General features: G+C 72.7%; 12 protein-coding genes. 7 read left to right on the plus strand and 5 right to left on the minus strand.

Annotated features, from left to right (window positions below):
• The first annotated feature begins 58 nt into the window (after positions 1-58).
• Genes ACFPP6_RS06790 through ACFPP6_RS06810 form a run of 5 tightly spaced genes read left to right on the plus strand, consistent with a single transcriptional unit; the run spans position 59 to position 5,075 of the window.
• Positions 59-1,648, plus strand: coding sequence for an ABC transporter substrate-binding protein (locus ACFPP6_RS06790; protein ID WP_382038200.1), 1,590 nt, complete (start codon positions 59-61; stop codon positions 1,646-1,648).
• Between the two features lie 32 nt (positions 1,649-1,680).
• Positions 1,681-2,646 carry an ABC transporter permease gene (locus ACFPP6_RS06795; RefSeq protein ID WP_382038202.1) on the plus strand — a complete coding sequence of 322 codons (966 nt, stop codon included), beginning with the start codon at positions 1,681-1,683 and terminating at the stop codon, positions 2,644-2,646.
• Complete coding sequence (locus tag ACFPP6_RS06800) at positions 2,639-3,466, plus strand: ABC transporter permease (protein WP_382038204.1); 828 nt, start codon at positions 2,639-2,641, stop codon at positions 3,464-3,466. The genes ACFPP6_RS06795 and ACFPP6_RS06800 overlap by 8 nt, the downstream gene beginning before the upstream one ends.
• A gap of 41 nt (positions 3,467-3,507) precedes the next feature.
• Entirely contained in the window at positions 3,508-4,413 is a 906-nt protein-coding gene (locus tag ACFPP6_RS06805; RefSeq protein ID WP_382038514.1) for an ABC transporter ATP-binding protein, read from the plus strand.
• Positions 4,401-5,075 carry an ABC transporter ATP-binding protein gene (locus ACFPP6_RS06810; RefSeq protein ID WP_382038205.1) on the plus strand — a complete coding sequence of 225 codons (675 nt, stop codon included), beginning with the start codon at positions 4,401-4,403 and terminating at the stop codon, positions 5,073-5,075. Before ACFPP6_RS06805 ends, ACFPP6_RS06810 begins: the two co-directional genes overlap by 13 nt.
• Positions 5,076-5,107: 32 nt before the next feature.
• Here ACFPP6_RS06810 and ACFPP6_RS06815 read toward each other — a convergent pair whose 3' ends face one another.
• Positions 5,108-6,049 (minus strand): DMT family transporter, encoded by a 942-nt coding sequence (locus ACFPP6_RS06815; RefSeq protein WP_382038207.1) that lies wholly within the window; start codon positions 6,047-6,049, stop codon positions 5,108-5,110.
• 102 nt (positions 6,050-6,151) lie between these two features.
• Positions 6,152-9,511, minus strand: a complete 3,360-nt coding sequence (gene lysX / locus ACFPP6_RS06820) for a bifunctional lysylphosphatidylglycerol synthetase/lysine--tRNA ligase LysX (protein WP_382038209.1) — start codon at positions 9,509-9,511, stop codon at positions 6,152-6,154.
• A gap of 154 nt (positions 9,512-9,665) precedes the next feature.
• Here lysX and ACFPP6_RS06825 point away from each other — a divergent pair, with 154 nt between their 5' ends.
• The gene (locus tag ACFPP6_RS06825) at positions 9,666-9,860 is read left to right on the plus strand and encodes a hypothetical protein (RefSeq protein WP_058042787.1); all 195 of its coding nucleotides are present in this window, start codon (positions 9,666-9,668) and stop codon (positions 9,858-9,860) included.
• Positions 9,861-9,968: 108 nt separating this feature from the next.
• On the opposite strand, the gene ACFPP6_RS06830 is transcribed toward ACFPP6_RS06825, so the two are convergent.
• The 3 genes from ACFPP6_RS06830 to ACFPP6_RS06840 all read right to left on the minus strand — a co-directional run bounded on the left by ACFPP6_RS06830 (position 9,969) and on the right by ACFPP6_RS06840 (position 14,257).
• Entirely contained in the window at positions 9,969-11,375 is a 1,407-nt protein-coding gene (locus tag ACFPP6_RS06830; protein ID WP_382038211.1) for a family 2B encapsulin nanocompartment shell protein, read from the minus strand.
• 114 nt (positions 11,376-11,489) lie between these two features.
• Entirely contained in the window at positions 11,490-12,902 is a 1,413-nt protein-coding gene (locus tag ACFPP6_RS06835) for a family 2B encapsulin nanocompartment shell protein (RefSeq protein WP_382038213.1), read from the minus strand.
• Between the two features lie 134 nt (positions 12,903-13,036).
• Complete coding sequence (locus ACFPP6_RS06840; RefSeq protein WP_382038215.1) at positions 13,037-14,257, minus strand: phosphodiester glycosidase family protein; 1,221 nt, start codon at positions 14,255-14,257, stop codon at positions 13,037-13,039.
• A gap of 247 nt (positions 14,258-14,504) precedes the next feature.
• On the opposite strand from ACFPP6_RS06840, the gene ACFPP6_RS06845 reads away from it, so the two are divergent.
• Positions 14,505-15,404 carry a phosphatidylinositol-specific phospholipase C/glycerophosphodiester phosphodiesterase family protein gene (locus tag ACFPP6_RS06845; RefSeq protein WP_382038216.1) on the plus strand — a complete coding sequence of 300 codons (900 nt, stop codon included), beginning with the start codon at positions 14,505-14,507 and terminating at the stop codon, positions 15,402-15,404.
• The last annotated feature ends 15 nt before the right edge of the window (positions 15,405-15,419 follow it).

Raw genomic sequence — 15,419 nt, forward strand, 5'->3', positions numbered from 1 at the left:
AATTGCGAGTGATTCGCAATAGCAATATGTCGACAGATCTTGAGCAGGGGTGTGGGGCATGACGGCCCGGTCCGTACGGGGAGTGGCCGCCACGGCCATGGCAGGCGTTCTCGCGGCAGGCGCGGCGGCCTGCTCGACACCGGGCGGCGGCTCCGAGGGGCCCAAGGACTCCCTGGTCGTCGGCCTCGCCAACGAGCCCGAGACCCTCAGCCCCCTCCTCGGCTACGGCAAGGACGGCAACTCCAAGATCTTCGACGGCCTGCTCCGGCGCGACGCGGAGATGAAGCTCCGCCCCGCCCTGGCCGACGCCCTCCCGAAGGTCAGCGACGACGGGCGCACGTACACCTTCAAGCTCCGCCACGGCGTGAAGTTCAGCGACGGCAAGCCCTTCTCGGCCAAGGACGTGGTCTTCACCTACCGGACCATCCTCGACGAGAAGACCAACAACGCCGCCAAGGGCGAGCTCGACGCCGTCGAGAAGGTCACCGCCGAGTCCGACGACACCGTCGTCTTCGCGCTCAAGTACCCCTACGCGCCCTTCGCCGAGCGCACCGTCCTGCCGATCGTCCCCGAGCACGCGGCCAAGGGCCAGGACGTCAACACCGGCTCCTTCAACACCGCCCCCATAGGCACCGGCCCCTACGTCCTCACCGGCTGGAGCAAGGGCGAGAAGCTGACCTTCAAGGCCAACCCCGGCTACTGGGGCGGCGAGCCCGAGGTCAAGAAGCTCACCATGGCGATCATCAAGGACGACGACGTGCGCGCCACGCGGCTGCGCTCCGGCGACCTCGACGGCGCCATCCTGCCGCCCAACCTGGCCAGGGGCTTCAAGGGCGACAAGGGCAAGGTGACCATCACCGCGAAGACCACCGACTTCCGCGGCGTCACCCTCCCCACCGCGAACAAGGTCACCGGCGACCTCGCCGTGCGCCGCGCCCTCGACCTCGCCGTCGACCGCAAGGCCATGGTCGACAAGCTCCTCGAAGGCGCCGGCCGGGCCGGCCACGGCCCCGTCCCCACCGACAGCGACTGGTTCGCCAAGGGCACCGAGCGCCCGCACGACCTCGGCAAGGCCCAGCAGCTCCTGGACGACGCGGGCTGGAAGCCCGGCGGCGACGGCATCCGCGAGAAGGACGGACAGCGTGCCTCCTTCACCCTCTGGTTCCCCGCCGGCGACAAGCTCCGCGAGGAGCACGCCCTCGCCTTCGCCTCCGACGCCAAGAAGGCCGGCATCGAGGCCAAGGTGCAGAGCGGCACCTGGGAGGTCATCGAGCCGCGGATGAAGGAGGACGCGGTCCTCGCCGGCGGCGGCAACCCCGCCGACCCCGACTTCGACCTCTACAACCTGCTGCACTCCTCCCTCGCCCTCGACGGCTTCAACAACATGGCCGCCTACAGCAACGCCGACGTCGACAAGGCGCTCGAGGAAGGCCGCCGCAGCGGCGACAAGGCCTCCCGCAAGGCCGCCTACGACAAGGTCCAGCGCGGCCTCGCCGACAACCCCGGCTACACCTTCCTCACCCACGTCGACCACCTCTACGTGATGAGCGACCGCTGGAAGGACCTCTCGACCCAGGTCGAGCCGCACGACCACGGCCTCGGCGCCGGGCCCTGGTGGAACGTCGAGGACTGGCAGCCGAAGAAGTGACCCGCGCCGCCCCCGGGCTCCCGTGGGGGCCCATGGCACGCATGGCCGGACGGCGGCTGCTGACCGCCGTCCCCGTGCTCGCCGCCGTCACCTTCGGTGTCTTCGCGATCGCCGCGGCCTCGCCCTTCGACCCCGCCAAGGCCTACGCCGGCAGCGCCGGGCTCGGCGCCCGCCAGGACGTCCTCGATCAGCTGCGCGACAACCTCGGCGCCGACCGGCCCTTCACCGCCCGCTGGTGGGACTGGCTGACCTCCGCCCTCACCGGCGACCTCGGCACCTCCGCGGCCCTGCGCCAGCCCGTCGCCCAGGTCATCGGCGAACGCATCGGCTGGTCCGTGCTGCTGTGCGGCATCGCCTTCGTCCTGGCCGTGACCGCCGGAACCGTGCTCGGCGTCCTCGCGGCACGCCGCCGGGGCGGCCTGTTCGACCGGGCCGTGACCTCCCTGGCGTACGCGCTCGAAGCCGCCCCGCCCTTCTGGCTCGGCCTGCTCGCCGTCTGGCTCTTCTCCCTCAAGCTCGGCGCCCTGCCCGCCGGCGGACTCACCGACACCGGAAGCGACGTCGCCACGCCCGGCCAGGTCGCCTCCCACGTCGTCCTGCCCGCGGCGGTCCTCGCCGTCTCCCAGCTGCCCTGGTTCGTGCTCTACGTGCGCCAGGGCGTCGGCGACGCGCTGGACGAGGACCCCGTGCGCGGCGCCCGCGCCCGCGGCCTGCGCGAACGGACCGTCCTCCTCGGCCACGCCCTGCGCTCCGGGCTGCTGCCCGTCCTCACCCTCGTCGGCTCCCGCGTCCCCGAGCTCATCACGGGCGCCCTGCTGGTGGAGACCGTCTTCAGCTGGCCCGGCATCGCCTCCGCGACCGTGGAGGCCGCCACCAAGGTCGACTTCCCCCTGCTCGCCGCCCTGACCGTCCTCGCGACGGCGGCCGTCCTGGTGGGGAACCTGCTGTCCGACCTGCTCTACGGGCTGGCCGACCCGAGGGTGGGCTTCGATGGCTGACCCCCGCACGCGTACGCGCGTCTCCGCCGCCGTGACGGCCGTCGTCGTCCTCACCGTGCTGGCCGTCCCGCTCGCCGTGCCCCTGGACCAGCAGGCCGTCGACCTCGCCGCCAAGCTGCAGCCGCCCTCCTGGGCCCACCCCTTCGGCACCGACGAGGTGGGCCGCGACCTGCTGCTGCGCAGCGTCTACGGGCTCCGCGTCTCGCTCCTCGTCGGCGTCGCCGCCGCCCTCGCCGCGACCGTCATCGGCACGGCGGTCGGCGCGGTCGCGGGCGCCCTCGGCGGCTGGACGGACCGCGTGCTGATGCGGCTCGTCGACCTCTTCTCGTCCGTGCCGCACCTGCTGCTCGGCATCTTCGTCGTCACGATGTTCCGCCCCGGCGTCTGGCCGGTGGTCGCCTCCGTCGTCGTCACGCACTGGCTGTCGACGGCGCGGATCGTCCGCGCCGAGGTGCTGTCCCTGCGCTCGCGCCCGTACATCGACGCGGCGGTGTCCGGCGGCGCGTCGCGGTGGCGCGTGGCCGTCCGCCACCTGCTGCCGGCCGTGCTGCCCCAGGCGGGGCTCGCGGCGGTGCTGATGATCCCGCACGCCATCTGGCACGAGTCCGCGCTGTCCTTCCTCGGCCTGGGCCTGCCCACGCACCAGGCGAGCCTCGGCAACATGGTCCAGAGCGCGCGCGGCTCCCTCCTCGCGGGCGACTGGTGGCCGACGCTCTTCCCCGGGCTGTTCATCATCGTCCCCACGCTGGCCGCGGCGGGCCTTGCGGCCGCGTGGCGGGAACGGCTCAACCCGCGCCGCCGATCGGAGCTGAGCCTGTGAGTCCCGTGCTGTCCGTGGACGGCCTCTCCGTACGGTTCCGGATGCGCGGCGGCCGCGAGATCGCCGCCGTCACCGGCGCCTCGTTCGAGCTGCTCCCCGGCGAATGCCTCGCCCTCATCGGCGAGAGCGGCTGCGGCAAATCCGTCCTGGCCTCCGCCCTGCTCGGCCTGCTGCCCCGCAACGCCGAGGCCACCGGCCGGGCCCTCCTGGGCGGCCTCGACCTCCTGGCCGCCGACGAGCGCACCCTCGCCCGCACCGTACGCGGCCGCCGCATCGGCCTCGTCCCGCAGAGCCCCTCCGCACACCTCACCCCCGTCCGCACGGTGCGCTCCCAGCTGGAGGAGACCGTCCGGGAGCTGACGGGCATCCGCAAGGCCGGGCTGCGCGAAGCGGCCGAAGCCGCGGCCGAACGGGCGGCCTTCCCCGCCACCCACCTGGACCGGCACCCCCACCAGCTCTCCGGCGGCCTCGCCCAGCGCGCCGCCACCGCGCTCGCCCTCGTCGGCGACGCCCCGCTCCTGCTCGCCGACGAGCCGACGACCGGCCTCGACCGCGACCTCGTCGACCGCACGGTCGACGAACTGCGGCGGCACGCCGACACCGGCCGCGCCCTGCTGATGATCACCCACGACCTCGCGGCGGCCCGGCGCATCGCCGACCGCGTCGCCGTCATGTACGCGGGCCGCATCGTCGAGATCGCCGACGCCCCCGCCTTCTTCGGCGCACCCGGCCCCCGCCACCCCTACGCCCGCGCCCTGCTCGACGCCCTGCCCGAGCGGGCCTTCACCCCCATCCCGGGCATGCCCCCCGAACTCGGTGACCTGCCCGGCGGCTGCGCCTTCGCCCCGCGCTGCACACGGGCGACCGCACGGTGCGGGACGCTCCCGGAGCCGGTCGGCGGCGTGGCCTGCCACCACCCGGAGGAGACGACAGCATGCTCGAACTGAGCCGTATCACCGCCGGCTACGACCGGCGCGCGCCCGTCGTCCGCGAGGTCTCGCTGACGGTCGGCGCCGGCCGGTCCGTCGGCCTGCTCGGCCCCAGCGGCTGCGGCAAGTCCACCCTCGCCCGGGTGGCCGCCCTGCTGCACCGGCCGGAGTCCGGGACCGTCGTCGTCGACGGCGCCCCCGTCCGCGGCTGGCGCCACCGCGCCCCGCGCGAGCAGCGCACGGCCTTCGGCGTGGTTTTCCAGCAGCCGCGCCTCGCCGCGGACCCGCGCATGCGGCTCGCCGACCTGATCGCGGAGCCGCTGCGGGCGACGGGCCGCCGGGACGAGGCCGCGGCGGCGGTCCCCGGCCTCGCCGAACGCGTCGGCCTCTCCCGGGAACTGCTCGGCCGGCGCCCGCACGAGGTCAGCGACGGCCAGCTCCAGCGCGCCTGCCTGGCCCGTGCCCTCGTCCTGCGCCCGCGCTGGCTGATCTGCGACGAGATGACGGCGATGCTGGACGCGTCGACGGCGGCGGCGCTCGTGGCGGCGGTCGAGACCTACCGCGCCGAGAGCGGGGCGGGCCTGCTGGCGGTGGGACACGACAGCGTGCTGCTGAACCGCTGGTGCGACGAGACGGTGCGGTGGGACGAGCTGTTGAAGGAAAGCCCGTCCGGCGTTTGAGGGCCGGGGTCCGGGGCGGAGCCCCGTGCGGACTAGCGTCGGCTGTCCACGAGCTCACGCTCGGCCGCAGCGGGCTCCACCCGCTCCGGCTCCGCCGCCTTCGGCGCCCTCCGCACGGTGGCGACGGCGACACCCGCAAGCACCAGCAGCCCGCCGCCGGCGGCGTTGAGCGACGGCAGGTTCCCCAGGAACGCCGCGTCGAGGCCGAGCGCGGCGACCGGCACCGCGTACAGCACCAGCGACGCCGTCGACGCCGTCGTGGCCCGCAGGGTCCGCGACCAGGTCCAGAAGGCCATCGCGGTGCAGCCCAGGCCCAGCCAGAGCACCGCCAGCGTGCGGTGGCCGTCGGCCGCCGCGATCTGCCCCACCGCCTCGGGGGCGAGCGGCAGCAGCGGCACCATGCCGAACAGGCTGCCGTAGAAGACGCATTCCGCGCCCGAGTACCGCTTGAGCAGCGGCTTCTGCAGGGCGAAGGACGTCGCCTGGGTCGCGGCGGCGGCGAGCACCATGAGCGCGCCCATGAGCGATCCGCTCCCGCCGCCTGAGGTGACGGCGACGGTGAGCGCGCCGGTGAGCGCCACCGCGAGACCGGCCAGGCCCCGCGCGCCGGGCCGGTCGCCCAGGAAGGCCATGCCGAGCACGGTGGTGAAGACCGGGGACGCGGCGATCAGCATGGCCGCGGTGCCCGCGTCCACGCTCTGCTCGCCGGCGCACAGCAGCACCTGGTAGGCCGTCATGCCGGTCAGGCCGAAGGCCGCCATGCGCAGCACGTCGCCGCGGTGCAGCCGGCCGATGCGCCCGAGGAACAGGCACGGCAGGAGGACGGCGATGGTGATGGCCATGCGCAGGAGCGCGACGGAGGCCGGGGAGTAGTCCGGCAGCGCCACCTGGATCGCGGTGAACGCGGAGCCCCACAGCAGCGCGGTCGCCGCCATCGGTGTCCACGGGGTTCGGGTGCGCTGTGCGGAGGTCATATTCGCAAGCTAACAACGGCGGATCTATAAGGCAAATAAAGGATTCTATCGCTTTCTCAAAGTGATCCTTTCATTGCTCTCTTTGTCATGCGTATGCCGCTGTCAACGCCTCCGCACCAACGGGAACGGCAGCGTCTCCCGGATCGACAGCCCCGTCAGGAACATCACCAGCCGGTCCACCCCGATCCCGAGCCCTCCCGTCGGCGGCATCGCGTACTCCAGGGCCCGCAGGAAGTCCTCGTCCAGCTCCATCGCCTCCGGGTCGCCGCCCGCCGCCAGCAGCGACTGCGCGGTCAGCCGGCGCCGCTGCTCGATGGGGTCGATCAGCTCCGAGTACGCCGTGCCCAGCTCCGTGCCGAAGGCCACCAGGTCCCAGCGCTCGGCGACCCGCGGATCGTGGCGGTGCGGGCGCGTGAGCGGCGAGACGTCGGTGGGGAAGTCCTTGTAGAAGACGGGCAGCTCCGTGCGCTCCTCGACCAGCCGCTCGTACATCTCCAGCACGATGTCCCCGCGCCCGTCCTCCGGCCGGTGCGGCACCCCGGCCGCGTCGCAGTGCCGCCGCAGCGCCCCCACCGGGGTGTCCGCGTCGATCTCCTCGCCGAGCGCCTCGGAGACCGCGCCGTAGACGGTCTTCACCGGCCACGGCCCCGAGATGTCGTGCTCGACCGGCCTGCCCCCGGCGTCCGCCCGCAGCGCCACCGCCGACCCGTGGGCGGCGACGGCCGCGGCCTGGATCAGCTCGCGCGTCAGGTCGAGCATCACGTCGTAGTCCGCGAACGCCTGGTACGCCTCCAGCATCGTGAATTCCGGATTGTGCTTGTACGAGACGCCCTCGTTGCGGAACGTGCGGCCCATTTCGAAGACCTTCTCCATGCCGCCCACGCACAGCCGCTTGAGGTAGAGCTCCGGCGCGATCCGCAGGTACAGGTCGAGGTCGTAGGCGTTGATGTGCGTGGTGAACGGCCGGGCGTTGGCGCCGCCGTGGATCTGCTGGAGCATGGGCGTCTCCACCTCCAGGAAGCCGCGGTCGAGCAGCCCCTGGCGCAGCGCCTGCACGGCCGCGCTGCGCGCCCGCACCGTCCGCCGCGCCTCCGTCGAGACGGCCAGGTCCACGTAGCGCATGCGCACCCGTGCCTCGGGGTCGCTCAGGCCGTGCCGCTTGTCGGGCAGGGGGCGCAGGCACTTCGCGGTCATCCGGGCGCTGCTGACGAAGACGGTGAGCTCACCGCGGTCGGTGGTGCCGATCTCCCCTTCCGCCTCGATGTGGTCGCCGAGGTCGACGTGCGTGGCGAAGCGCCGCAGTCCTTCCCGGCCGCAGTCCTCCCGGGTGAAGGTCAGCTGCAGGTCGCCGGACCAGTCGCGCAGGACGGCGAACGCGACGCCGCCGTGGTTGCGGACCAGCAGCACGCGGCCGGTCACCGTCGCCCGCTCGCCCGTGCGGGAGGACGGCTCGAGCCCCGCGTGGGCGGCGCGGATCGCGGCGAGGGTGTGCGTACGGTGCGCGTCCACCGGATACGGCTCCACGCCCGCCGCCCGCAGCAGCTCCAGCTTCCGCCGCCGCACCCGCACCTGCTCCGGCAGGCCCGCGAGCCCGTCCCGCCCCGCCTCCTCCGCCCCTGCCTCCAGGCCGAGCTCGGACAGCGGCGGCAGCCCCGCGGTGGACGCCGGGCTGGTGATGCCCCTGGCCCGCCCGCGGTTCCACAGCTGGCCCAGGCTGGGCACCGCGACGAAGCCCTCGGCGATGCCGGCGGCGAGCCCGATCCGCGCCAGGGCACCCGCGTCCGCGTAGCAGAGGAAGCGCGGGTGCCACTCCGGGTTGTACTTCACGTTCGAGCGGTAGAGGGCCTCCAGCTGCCACCACTTGGAGAAGAACAGCAGCAGCTTGCGCCACAGCCGCAGCACCGGCCCCGCACCGATCCGCGCACCCTCCTCGAACGCGGAGCGGAACACCGCGAAGTTCAGCGAGATGCGTTTGACGCCGAACCGGCCGGCCTGCGCGCACAGCTGGGTGACCATGAACTCCATGACGCCGTTGGGCGCGGCCCGGTCACGGCGCATCACATCCAGCGAGACCCCGTCCCGCCCCCACGGCACGAACGACAGCAGGGCGATCATCGTCCCCTCGCTGTCGAACGCCTCCACCAGCAGGCAGTCGCCGTCGGCCGGATCGCCGAGCCGCCCCAGCGCCATCGAGAAGCCGCGCTCGGTCTCGGTGTCCCGCCAGGCGTCCGCCCGGTGGATGACCTCGCGCATCTCCTCGTCGGTGAGCGCCGAGTGCCGCCGGATGCGGACGGTGGCACCGGTGCGCTCCACACGGTTGACGGCCTGCCGCGTCACCCGCATCTCGCGCCCGTCCAGGTCGAACGACGCGACCTGCAGGATCGCTTCGTCACCGAGCTGGAGCGCGCCCAGGCCCGAGCGCGCGTACGCCTTCGCGCCCGCCTCGCTGGCTCCCATCACGGCCGGCTGCCAGCCGTAGCGGCCCGCGACCTCCAGCCACGCGTCGATCGCCGGCGTCCACGCCTCCGGATCGCCCAGCGGATCGCCGGAGGCCAGGCAGACGCCCGCCTCCACCCGGTAGGTCACCGCCGCCTTTCCGCTGGGGGAGAAGACCACGGCCTTGTCCCGCCGGGTCGCGAAGTAGCCCAGCGAATCCCGGCCGCCGTAGCGGGCCAGCAGGGCGCGGATCCGGGGCTCCTCGTCGTCGTGGAGCGCCGCCTCCAGGCGCTGCGAGCGGAAGAGCGACATGGCGGCGTTGAGCAGCGCCAGCGCGCCGAGCAGCCCGAGCAGGAAGTACAGCCAGTGCGGCGGGTGGCCGGTGAAGTGCCGGCCGCTCACCAGCCCGCCGCACACCTTGTTGGCGACGAACAGCAGCCGGTTGCCTCCCCCGGGCTCCAGCGACCCGGGGAACAGCGACACCAGGCCCCAGCCCACCAGGATGGCCACCGCGAGCCCTGCCGCCAGCACGAGCGAGGCCCGCAGGAACGCGCCCCGCCGCGACGCCGCGTAGAACTCCCGGCGGGCCAGGATCAGCAGCGCCATCGCGACCACGCACAGCACCAGCGAGGGGATCGTGTCCCAGTAACCCACCACCAGCAGCAGGACGTCCGCGACCAGCAGCAGGGTCAGATAGGCGAGGACGAACCAGAGGGTGACCCGCTTGCGGGCGGCCATCGCCGTCGCGAGGAGCAGCAGGAAGACGGCGTAGGCCAGGTTCGGGGCGGTGGGGACGGTCAGCGTGTCCAGCGCCTCCGTCAGAGGCAGCGCCGCCCGCCGCAGCGGCATGATCAGGGAAGTGATCGCACAGAACAGGCCGAGGGCGCCGAAGAAGATCGCAAATCCGTTCGGCACCCGGTGCAGCAGCCGCCGCCACGCGGACTCGCGCTCCCCGCTCTCCCGGCCCTGCTGAACCGGTGCGGACCGCTCCGCGGAAGGCCTGCTGTCGGCGGCTGTGCGGCTCATTCCGCCAGCCTAGGCACCCGGCGGACGGCCTGCCTGCCGAGCGCACCGACCCGGACGGCGACGCTCGTACCTGAATGGAGTACACCTGCTGCCCCGGGCCGGGGCGCCGTGTGGGCCAGACTGACGGACACCCGCTCCGCCGAGGAGGTTCGCCATGGCCATTTCGATCTCCGTGGTCCTGTTGTTGCTCGTCCTGGTGGTCGTGTTCATGCGCAGCGGCTCGCTGCGCATGTCGAACGCCCTGGTCTGCGTCCTGCTCGGCTTTCTCCTCGCGAGTACGAGCATCGCGCCGACGATCTCCGACGGCCTGGCCACCACGACGCGCATCGTGAGCGGCGTACGGCCGTGACGACGCCCGGTCCGGGCCCCGCTGTCAGGGGGACCCGGACCGGGATTCCGCCGTGCCGTGCTCCCGGCGCCCGGTGCTGCCGACGCCTGCTGTTCCTGCTTGCCGCTCCTAGCGCCCGATCTCGACGTCTTCCAGGACGCCCAGGGCGTCCGGCACCAGGATCGCCGCCGAGAAGTAGGCGCTCACCAGGTACGAGGAGATCGCCTGCTCGTTGATGCCCATGAACCGGACGTTGAGGCTCGGCTGGAACTCGTCCGGGATGCCGGTCTGGTGCAGGCCCACGACACCCTGGTTGTCCTCGCCGGTCCGCATGGCGAGGATCGAGCTCGTCCCCGACTCGCTCACCGGGATCTTGTTGCAGGGCAGCAGCGGCACTCCGCGCCACGAGCGCACCGAGGAGCCCAGGACGTCGATGGACTGCGGGTACAGACCCCGGCTGGTGCACTCGCGGCCGAACGCGGCGATGGTGCGCGGGTGGGCGAGGAGGAACTGGGTCTTGCGGCGGCGCGCCAGCAGTTCGTCGAGGTCGTCGGGGGTGGGCGGGCCGCTGCGGGTGTGGATGCGCTGGCTGATGTCCGCGTTGTGCAGCAGGCCGAACTCGCGGTTGTTGACGATCTCGTGCTCCTGGCGCTCGCGCAGCGCCTCGACCGTCAGCCGCAGCTGCTGCTCGAGCTGGCTCATCGGGTCGTTGTAGAGGTCGGCGACGCGGGTGTGGACCCGGAGCACGGTCTGGGCGACGCTCAGTTCGTACTCGCGGGGGGAGAGCTCGTAGTCGACGAAGGTGCCGGTGATGGCGGGCTCGCCGATGTGGCCCGAGGTGATGGCGATGTCGGCCTCACCGCGCTTGTTCTGCGGCCGCGCCGGGCGGGACGCGTACGCCGCGACGTGCTCGCGCAGCGCGTCCGACCGCTCGGCCAGCGCCTGGAAGGCCTGCAGGGGAAGGGCCAGGACCGTGCAGCGCGTGACGGCGCGGACGGTGAACCCCCAGGTGCCGTCCGGCTCCAGGGGGACCTGCTCGCCGAAGTAGTCCCCGTCGGCCAGCACGCCGAGCACGGTCTCGTCGCCGTACTTGCCGGTGCCCGTCTTGTTGAGCTTGCCGTGGGCGACGAGGAAGATGTGGTCGGCCGGGGCGCCGGCTTCGACGAGGGTGTCACCCGCCGCGTACTCGCGCTGGACGAAGCCGTCCGCCAGGGCCTCCAGCGTGTCGTTGTCGCCGAAGTCCCGCAGCAGCGGGAGCTCCCCGAGCTCCGGCGGGATGACCCGGACCTCCGAGCCGGTGGAGATGAACTCGACCCGGCCGTCCCCCACGGTGTACGTGAGCCGCCTGTTCACCCGGTAGGTGCCGGCGGACACCTGCACCCAGGGCAGCACGCGCAGGAGCCAGCGGGAGGAGATCCCCTGCATCTGCGGTACGGACTTGGTCGTCGTGGCGAGCTGGCGTGCCGCTGTGGTGCCGAGGCTGAGCTGTGCCTCCGTGGCCGATGCGACCTGGCCGGACTCCACTGACGTGGTCATAGCTGGTGATCACCCATCTGTATGCGGTACGGGGCGCGGATTCGCGGTGCGGTGCGTGGTGCGGTGCGGTGCGTCGTGCGGGCGGCCCCCGGCGGCTGGGGCCGGGGGCCGGGGTCAGTGGCCGATTTCGACGTTCTCCAGAATTCCGAGGGCGTCCGGCACCAGCACGGCGGTGGAGTAGTAGGCGCTCACCAGGTAGGAGATGATGGCCTGTTCGCTGATGCCCATGAAACGCACCGAGAGGCTCGGCTTGTATTCATCGGGAATTCCCGTACGGTGCAGTCCGACGACACCTCGGGATTCCTCTCCGGTGCGCATGAGGAGCACGGAACTGGTGCCGTTCTCGGAAATCGGGATCTTGTTGCACGGGAAGATGGGAATTCCGCGCCACGCGGGCACGGAGTGGCCGCCGACGGCGGCGGGGTCCGGATAGACCCCCCGGCGGTTGAACTCCCGGGCGATGGCCGCGATCGTGCGCGGGTGGGCCAGCAGGAAGCTCGGGTCCTTCCAGACGGTGGCGAGCAGCTCGTCGAGGTCGTCGGGGGTGGGCGGGCCGCTGCGGGTGTGGATGCGCTGCTTGAGGTCCGCGTTGTGCAGCAGGCCGAACCGGCGGTTGTTGATCATCTCGTGCTCCTGGCGCTCGCGCAGGGCCTCGATGGTCAGCCGCAGCTGCTGCTCGACCTGGTTCATGGGCTCGTTGTAGAGGTCGGCGACGCGGGTGTGGACGCGCAGCACCGTCTGGGCGACGCTCAGCTCGTACTCTCGGGGGGAGAGTTCGTAGTCGGCGAAGACGCCGGGCAGTGCCGGCTCGCCCGAGTGGCCGGAGGCCACGTCGATCGCGGACTCGCCGTGCTCGTTCTGCGGGCGGGAGGTGGCGGTGCGGAACGCCTCCACGTGGGACCGCAGTCCGGTCGACCCCTCCATGACCTCGTGGAACGCCTGGCGCGGCATGGTCAGCACGGTGCAGGCGGTGACGGCCTTGACGGTGAAGTCCCAGTTGTTCTCCGACGCGGCGGCCAGGGCGCGGTCGCCGAAGTAGCCGCCGTCGGCCAGGACGCCGAGGACGGCCGGATCGCCGTACTCGCCCTCACGGACCTTGTTGAGCTTGCCGTGGGCGATCAGGACCACCTGGTCCGCCGGCTGCCCGGCCTCCACGACGACGTCGCCCGGCCGGAACTCCCGCTGGGTGAAGCGGCCCGCGAGCGCTTCGAGTACCTCCGGGTCGTCGAAGCCGCGCAGCAGCGGGAGCTCGCCCAGCTCCGCCGGGATGACCCGGACGTCGGCACCGGTCGAGACGAACTCCACCCGGCCGTCGCCGAGGGTGTGCGTCAGGCGCCGGTTGACCCGGTACGTACCGCCCGGGACGTGCACCCAGGACAGCAACCGCAGGAGCCACCGCGAGGTGATTCCCTGCATCTGCGGAACGGACTTTGTCGTGGTCGCCAGATTCCGTGCGGCCTCGGTGCCCAGGCTCAGCCGGCCGGGACCGTTATCGCCGTCGGTGCCGGTCTCCACTGACGTCGTCATATTCGAATGCCCACCCATCCGTTATGGAAACAGGCCGCTGCGGACCTGCTGAAGAATTCCCCTGGCCGCCCCCGAAGCTAGCAGTGGGATATCGGTGGGCGCAGTCACTCAAAAGGGTGGATTGATCGATGATGTTACGTTCGGACGAAAACGCCGATGCCGTTTGCCACCGGCCGCTCGGCCCCGCCCGACGGATGATTGCGGACCGCGATCCGGCCGCTGTCCGGATCGCGGGTGACCAGTGTGCTCGAGCCGCCGCCGTCCAGGTTGACGGCGTCGTCCGCGCCCAGATCGCGCATCAGGTCGGCGAGCTCGGCGACGGTGAGCCCCGTCCGGTAGTCGGCGGCGCCGTCCAGCGCCAGCAGGTAGAACAGCCGCCCCTCGTCGCCCAGGCCCGCGGCGGTCCGCACGGCGGAGGTCGCACCGTCGAGCCCGGAGAGCAGCCGGCCGTCGCGCAGCACGGGAAAGCCGCCGATGGCGAAGCGCAGCGCCCCCCGGTGCTGCGGCTTCAGCCGGTCCTGGACGCGCACGGCGTCACCGACCTTGAACCTGCGCAGCTCCCGGGCCCCAGCGTCCCGTCCGACGAGCACGAGCGTGCCGGAGGCGATCGCGCCGCGGCCGGGCTTGTGCGCCGCGGCCGTCACCTTGCCGTGCCGGACGGTCAGTTCGTGGGTGTCGTCGGTGCAGGGCGCGCCTCTGCTGGTGTCCGTGCCGCAGGTGGCGCGGACCCGTGAGGCCGTGCCCCAGGAGGGGGTGTACGCCCCGATGCCGCCGACCGGCAGGGCGTACTGGTTGAGGCCGCGCAGCGGCAGCGTCCTGCCCTTGGCGGTCACGGTGCCCTCCAGGGTGAGCCGGTCCAGCCGGCCCCTGTAGTCGGTGCCGAGACCGATGACGTCGCGGGTGTTCACACCGGGGGGCATCGCCGGTCCGAAGCGCTGCCCGTTCGGCACGGCCGCGCCGAGGTGGCGGCCGTTCGCGATGGACGGCCCGACCGGTGCACCCGTCGCCTCGACCCCCGGGTGCTGGGTTTCCGTGATATTGAAGAAATCGCCGTTGACCCCGGCCACCGCGTCCCGGGCGTCCGCCATCCGGGAGACCGCCGACCTCGCGGCGACGGAGCCCGGGTGGAGCAGGTCGAGCGAGACGCCGGGCCGGCTCAGATCGACCCTCAGCACGTGCCCGTACGCCGGGCCGTGAGAGGCCGACAGGGAGAACTCCCGGTACTCCACGCCCGGTGCGACCGGGGCCAGGGACCGGTACTGCAGTACGGGCCGGTCGCCCGCATCCGCCCAAGCGGTGCCTCCGCCGCCGATCAGCGAGGCACATGCCACCAGAACCGTCAGCACCGAGCGCATACGTCTTCTGCGTCTCTTCACAGTCACCCCAGAGGTCTCGTCAACTCTGGCACGGTGCAGAACAGTTCACCATGCCCCGAAAGAACGACAGGGGGCGCGCTCACGTCGACACGGGCAACTCTCGGCACATCCCTGCCCAAGGGCCCGCCCGGCCCGGATACTCACAGGTGCCGGCAGGTGCGGACGGACCGCGGCTGTACACGGCACACACCGACCTGGGAGTTCCCGGAGAACTGGGAGAGCCGTCATGAGCCTTCGCACGCGCCGCTCAGCCGTCGTCGGCCTCGGCGCCGCCCTCGGCGCCGCGCTCACGGGGTCCTTCGCCGCCCCGGTCCTCGCGACCCCGGTCCTCACCGGGCCGGCGGCCGCGGGGCGCGACGCGTCCGGCGCGCCGGGCAGGCCGCCCCTGCGCCGGGCGCACGCCCACAACGACTACGAGCACACCCGCCCCCTCGCCGATGCGCTCTCCCACGGGTTCGGCAGCGTCGAGGCGGACGTCTGGCTCGTCGACGGGCGGCTGCTCGTCGCCCACGACGCCTCGGGCCTCGACCCGGCCCGCACCCTCGAAGCCCTCTACCTCGACCCGCTGGAGCGCCGGGTCGGGGCCGGTCACGGCCGCGTCTACCAGGGCTACAACCTCTCGTTGCAGCTGCTCGTCGACATCAAGACCGACGGCGCGGCGACCTACCGGGAGCTCTCGCGGCGGCTGCGCCGCTACGGCACGCTCTTCACCTCCTGCACCGACGGGCGGATCCGCCGCGGTGCCGTCACGGCGGTCGTCTCGGGTGACCGCGGCGCGCGGGGGCCGATGGCGGAGGAGCGGCTGCGGCACGCCTTCTACGACGGCCGGCTCGCCGATCTGGGCGGCGGTTCGCCCGCGTCCTTCATCCCGTTGGTGAGCGACAACTGGAGCGTCAACTTCGGCTGGCAGGGCGTCGGCCCGATGCCGGCTGCGGAGAGGGCCCGGCTCCGGCGGATCGTGTCCGCCGCGCACGCCGAGGGCCGGCGCGTGAGGTTCTGGGCAACGCCCGACCGGCCGGGCCCGGCGCGCGAGGCCGTGTGGCGGGAGCTGCTCTCCGCCGGCGTGGACGTGCTCAACACCGACGATCTGGCCGGCCTGGAGGCCTTCTTGCGTGCGGCGGCCTGAACGCTGCACGGAATG

Origin of the sequence: Streptomyces aureoversilis (genome assembly GCF_042657885.1) — a bacterium.
In the GTDB taxonomy this organism is placed as follows: Bacteria; Actinomycetota; Actinomycetes; order Streptomycetales; family Streptomycetaceae; genus Streptomyces; species Streptomyces aureoversilis.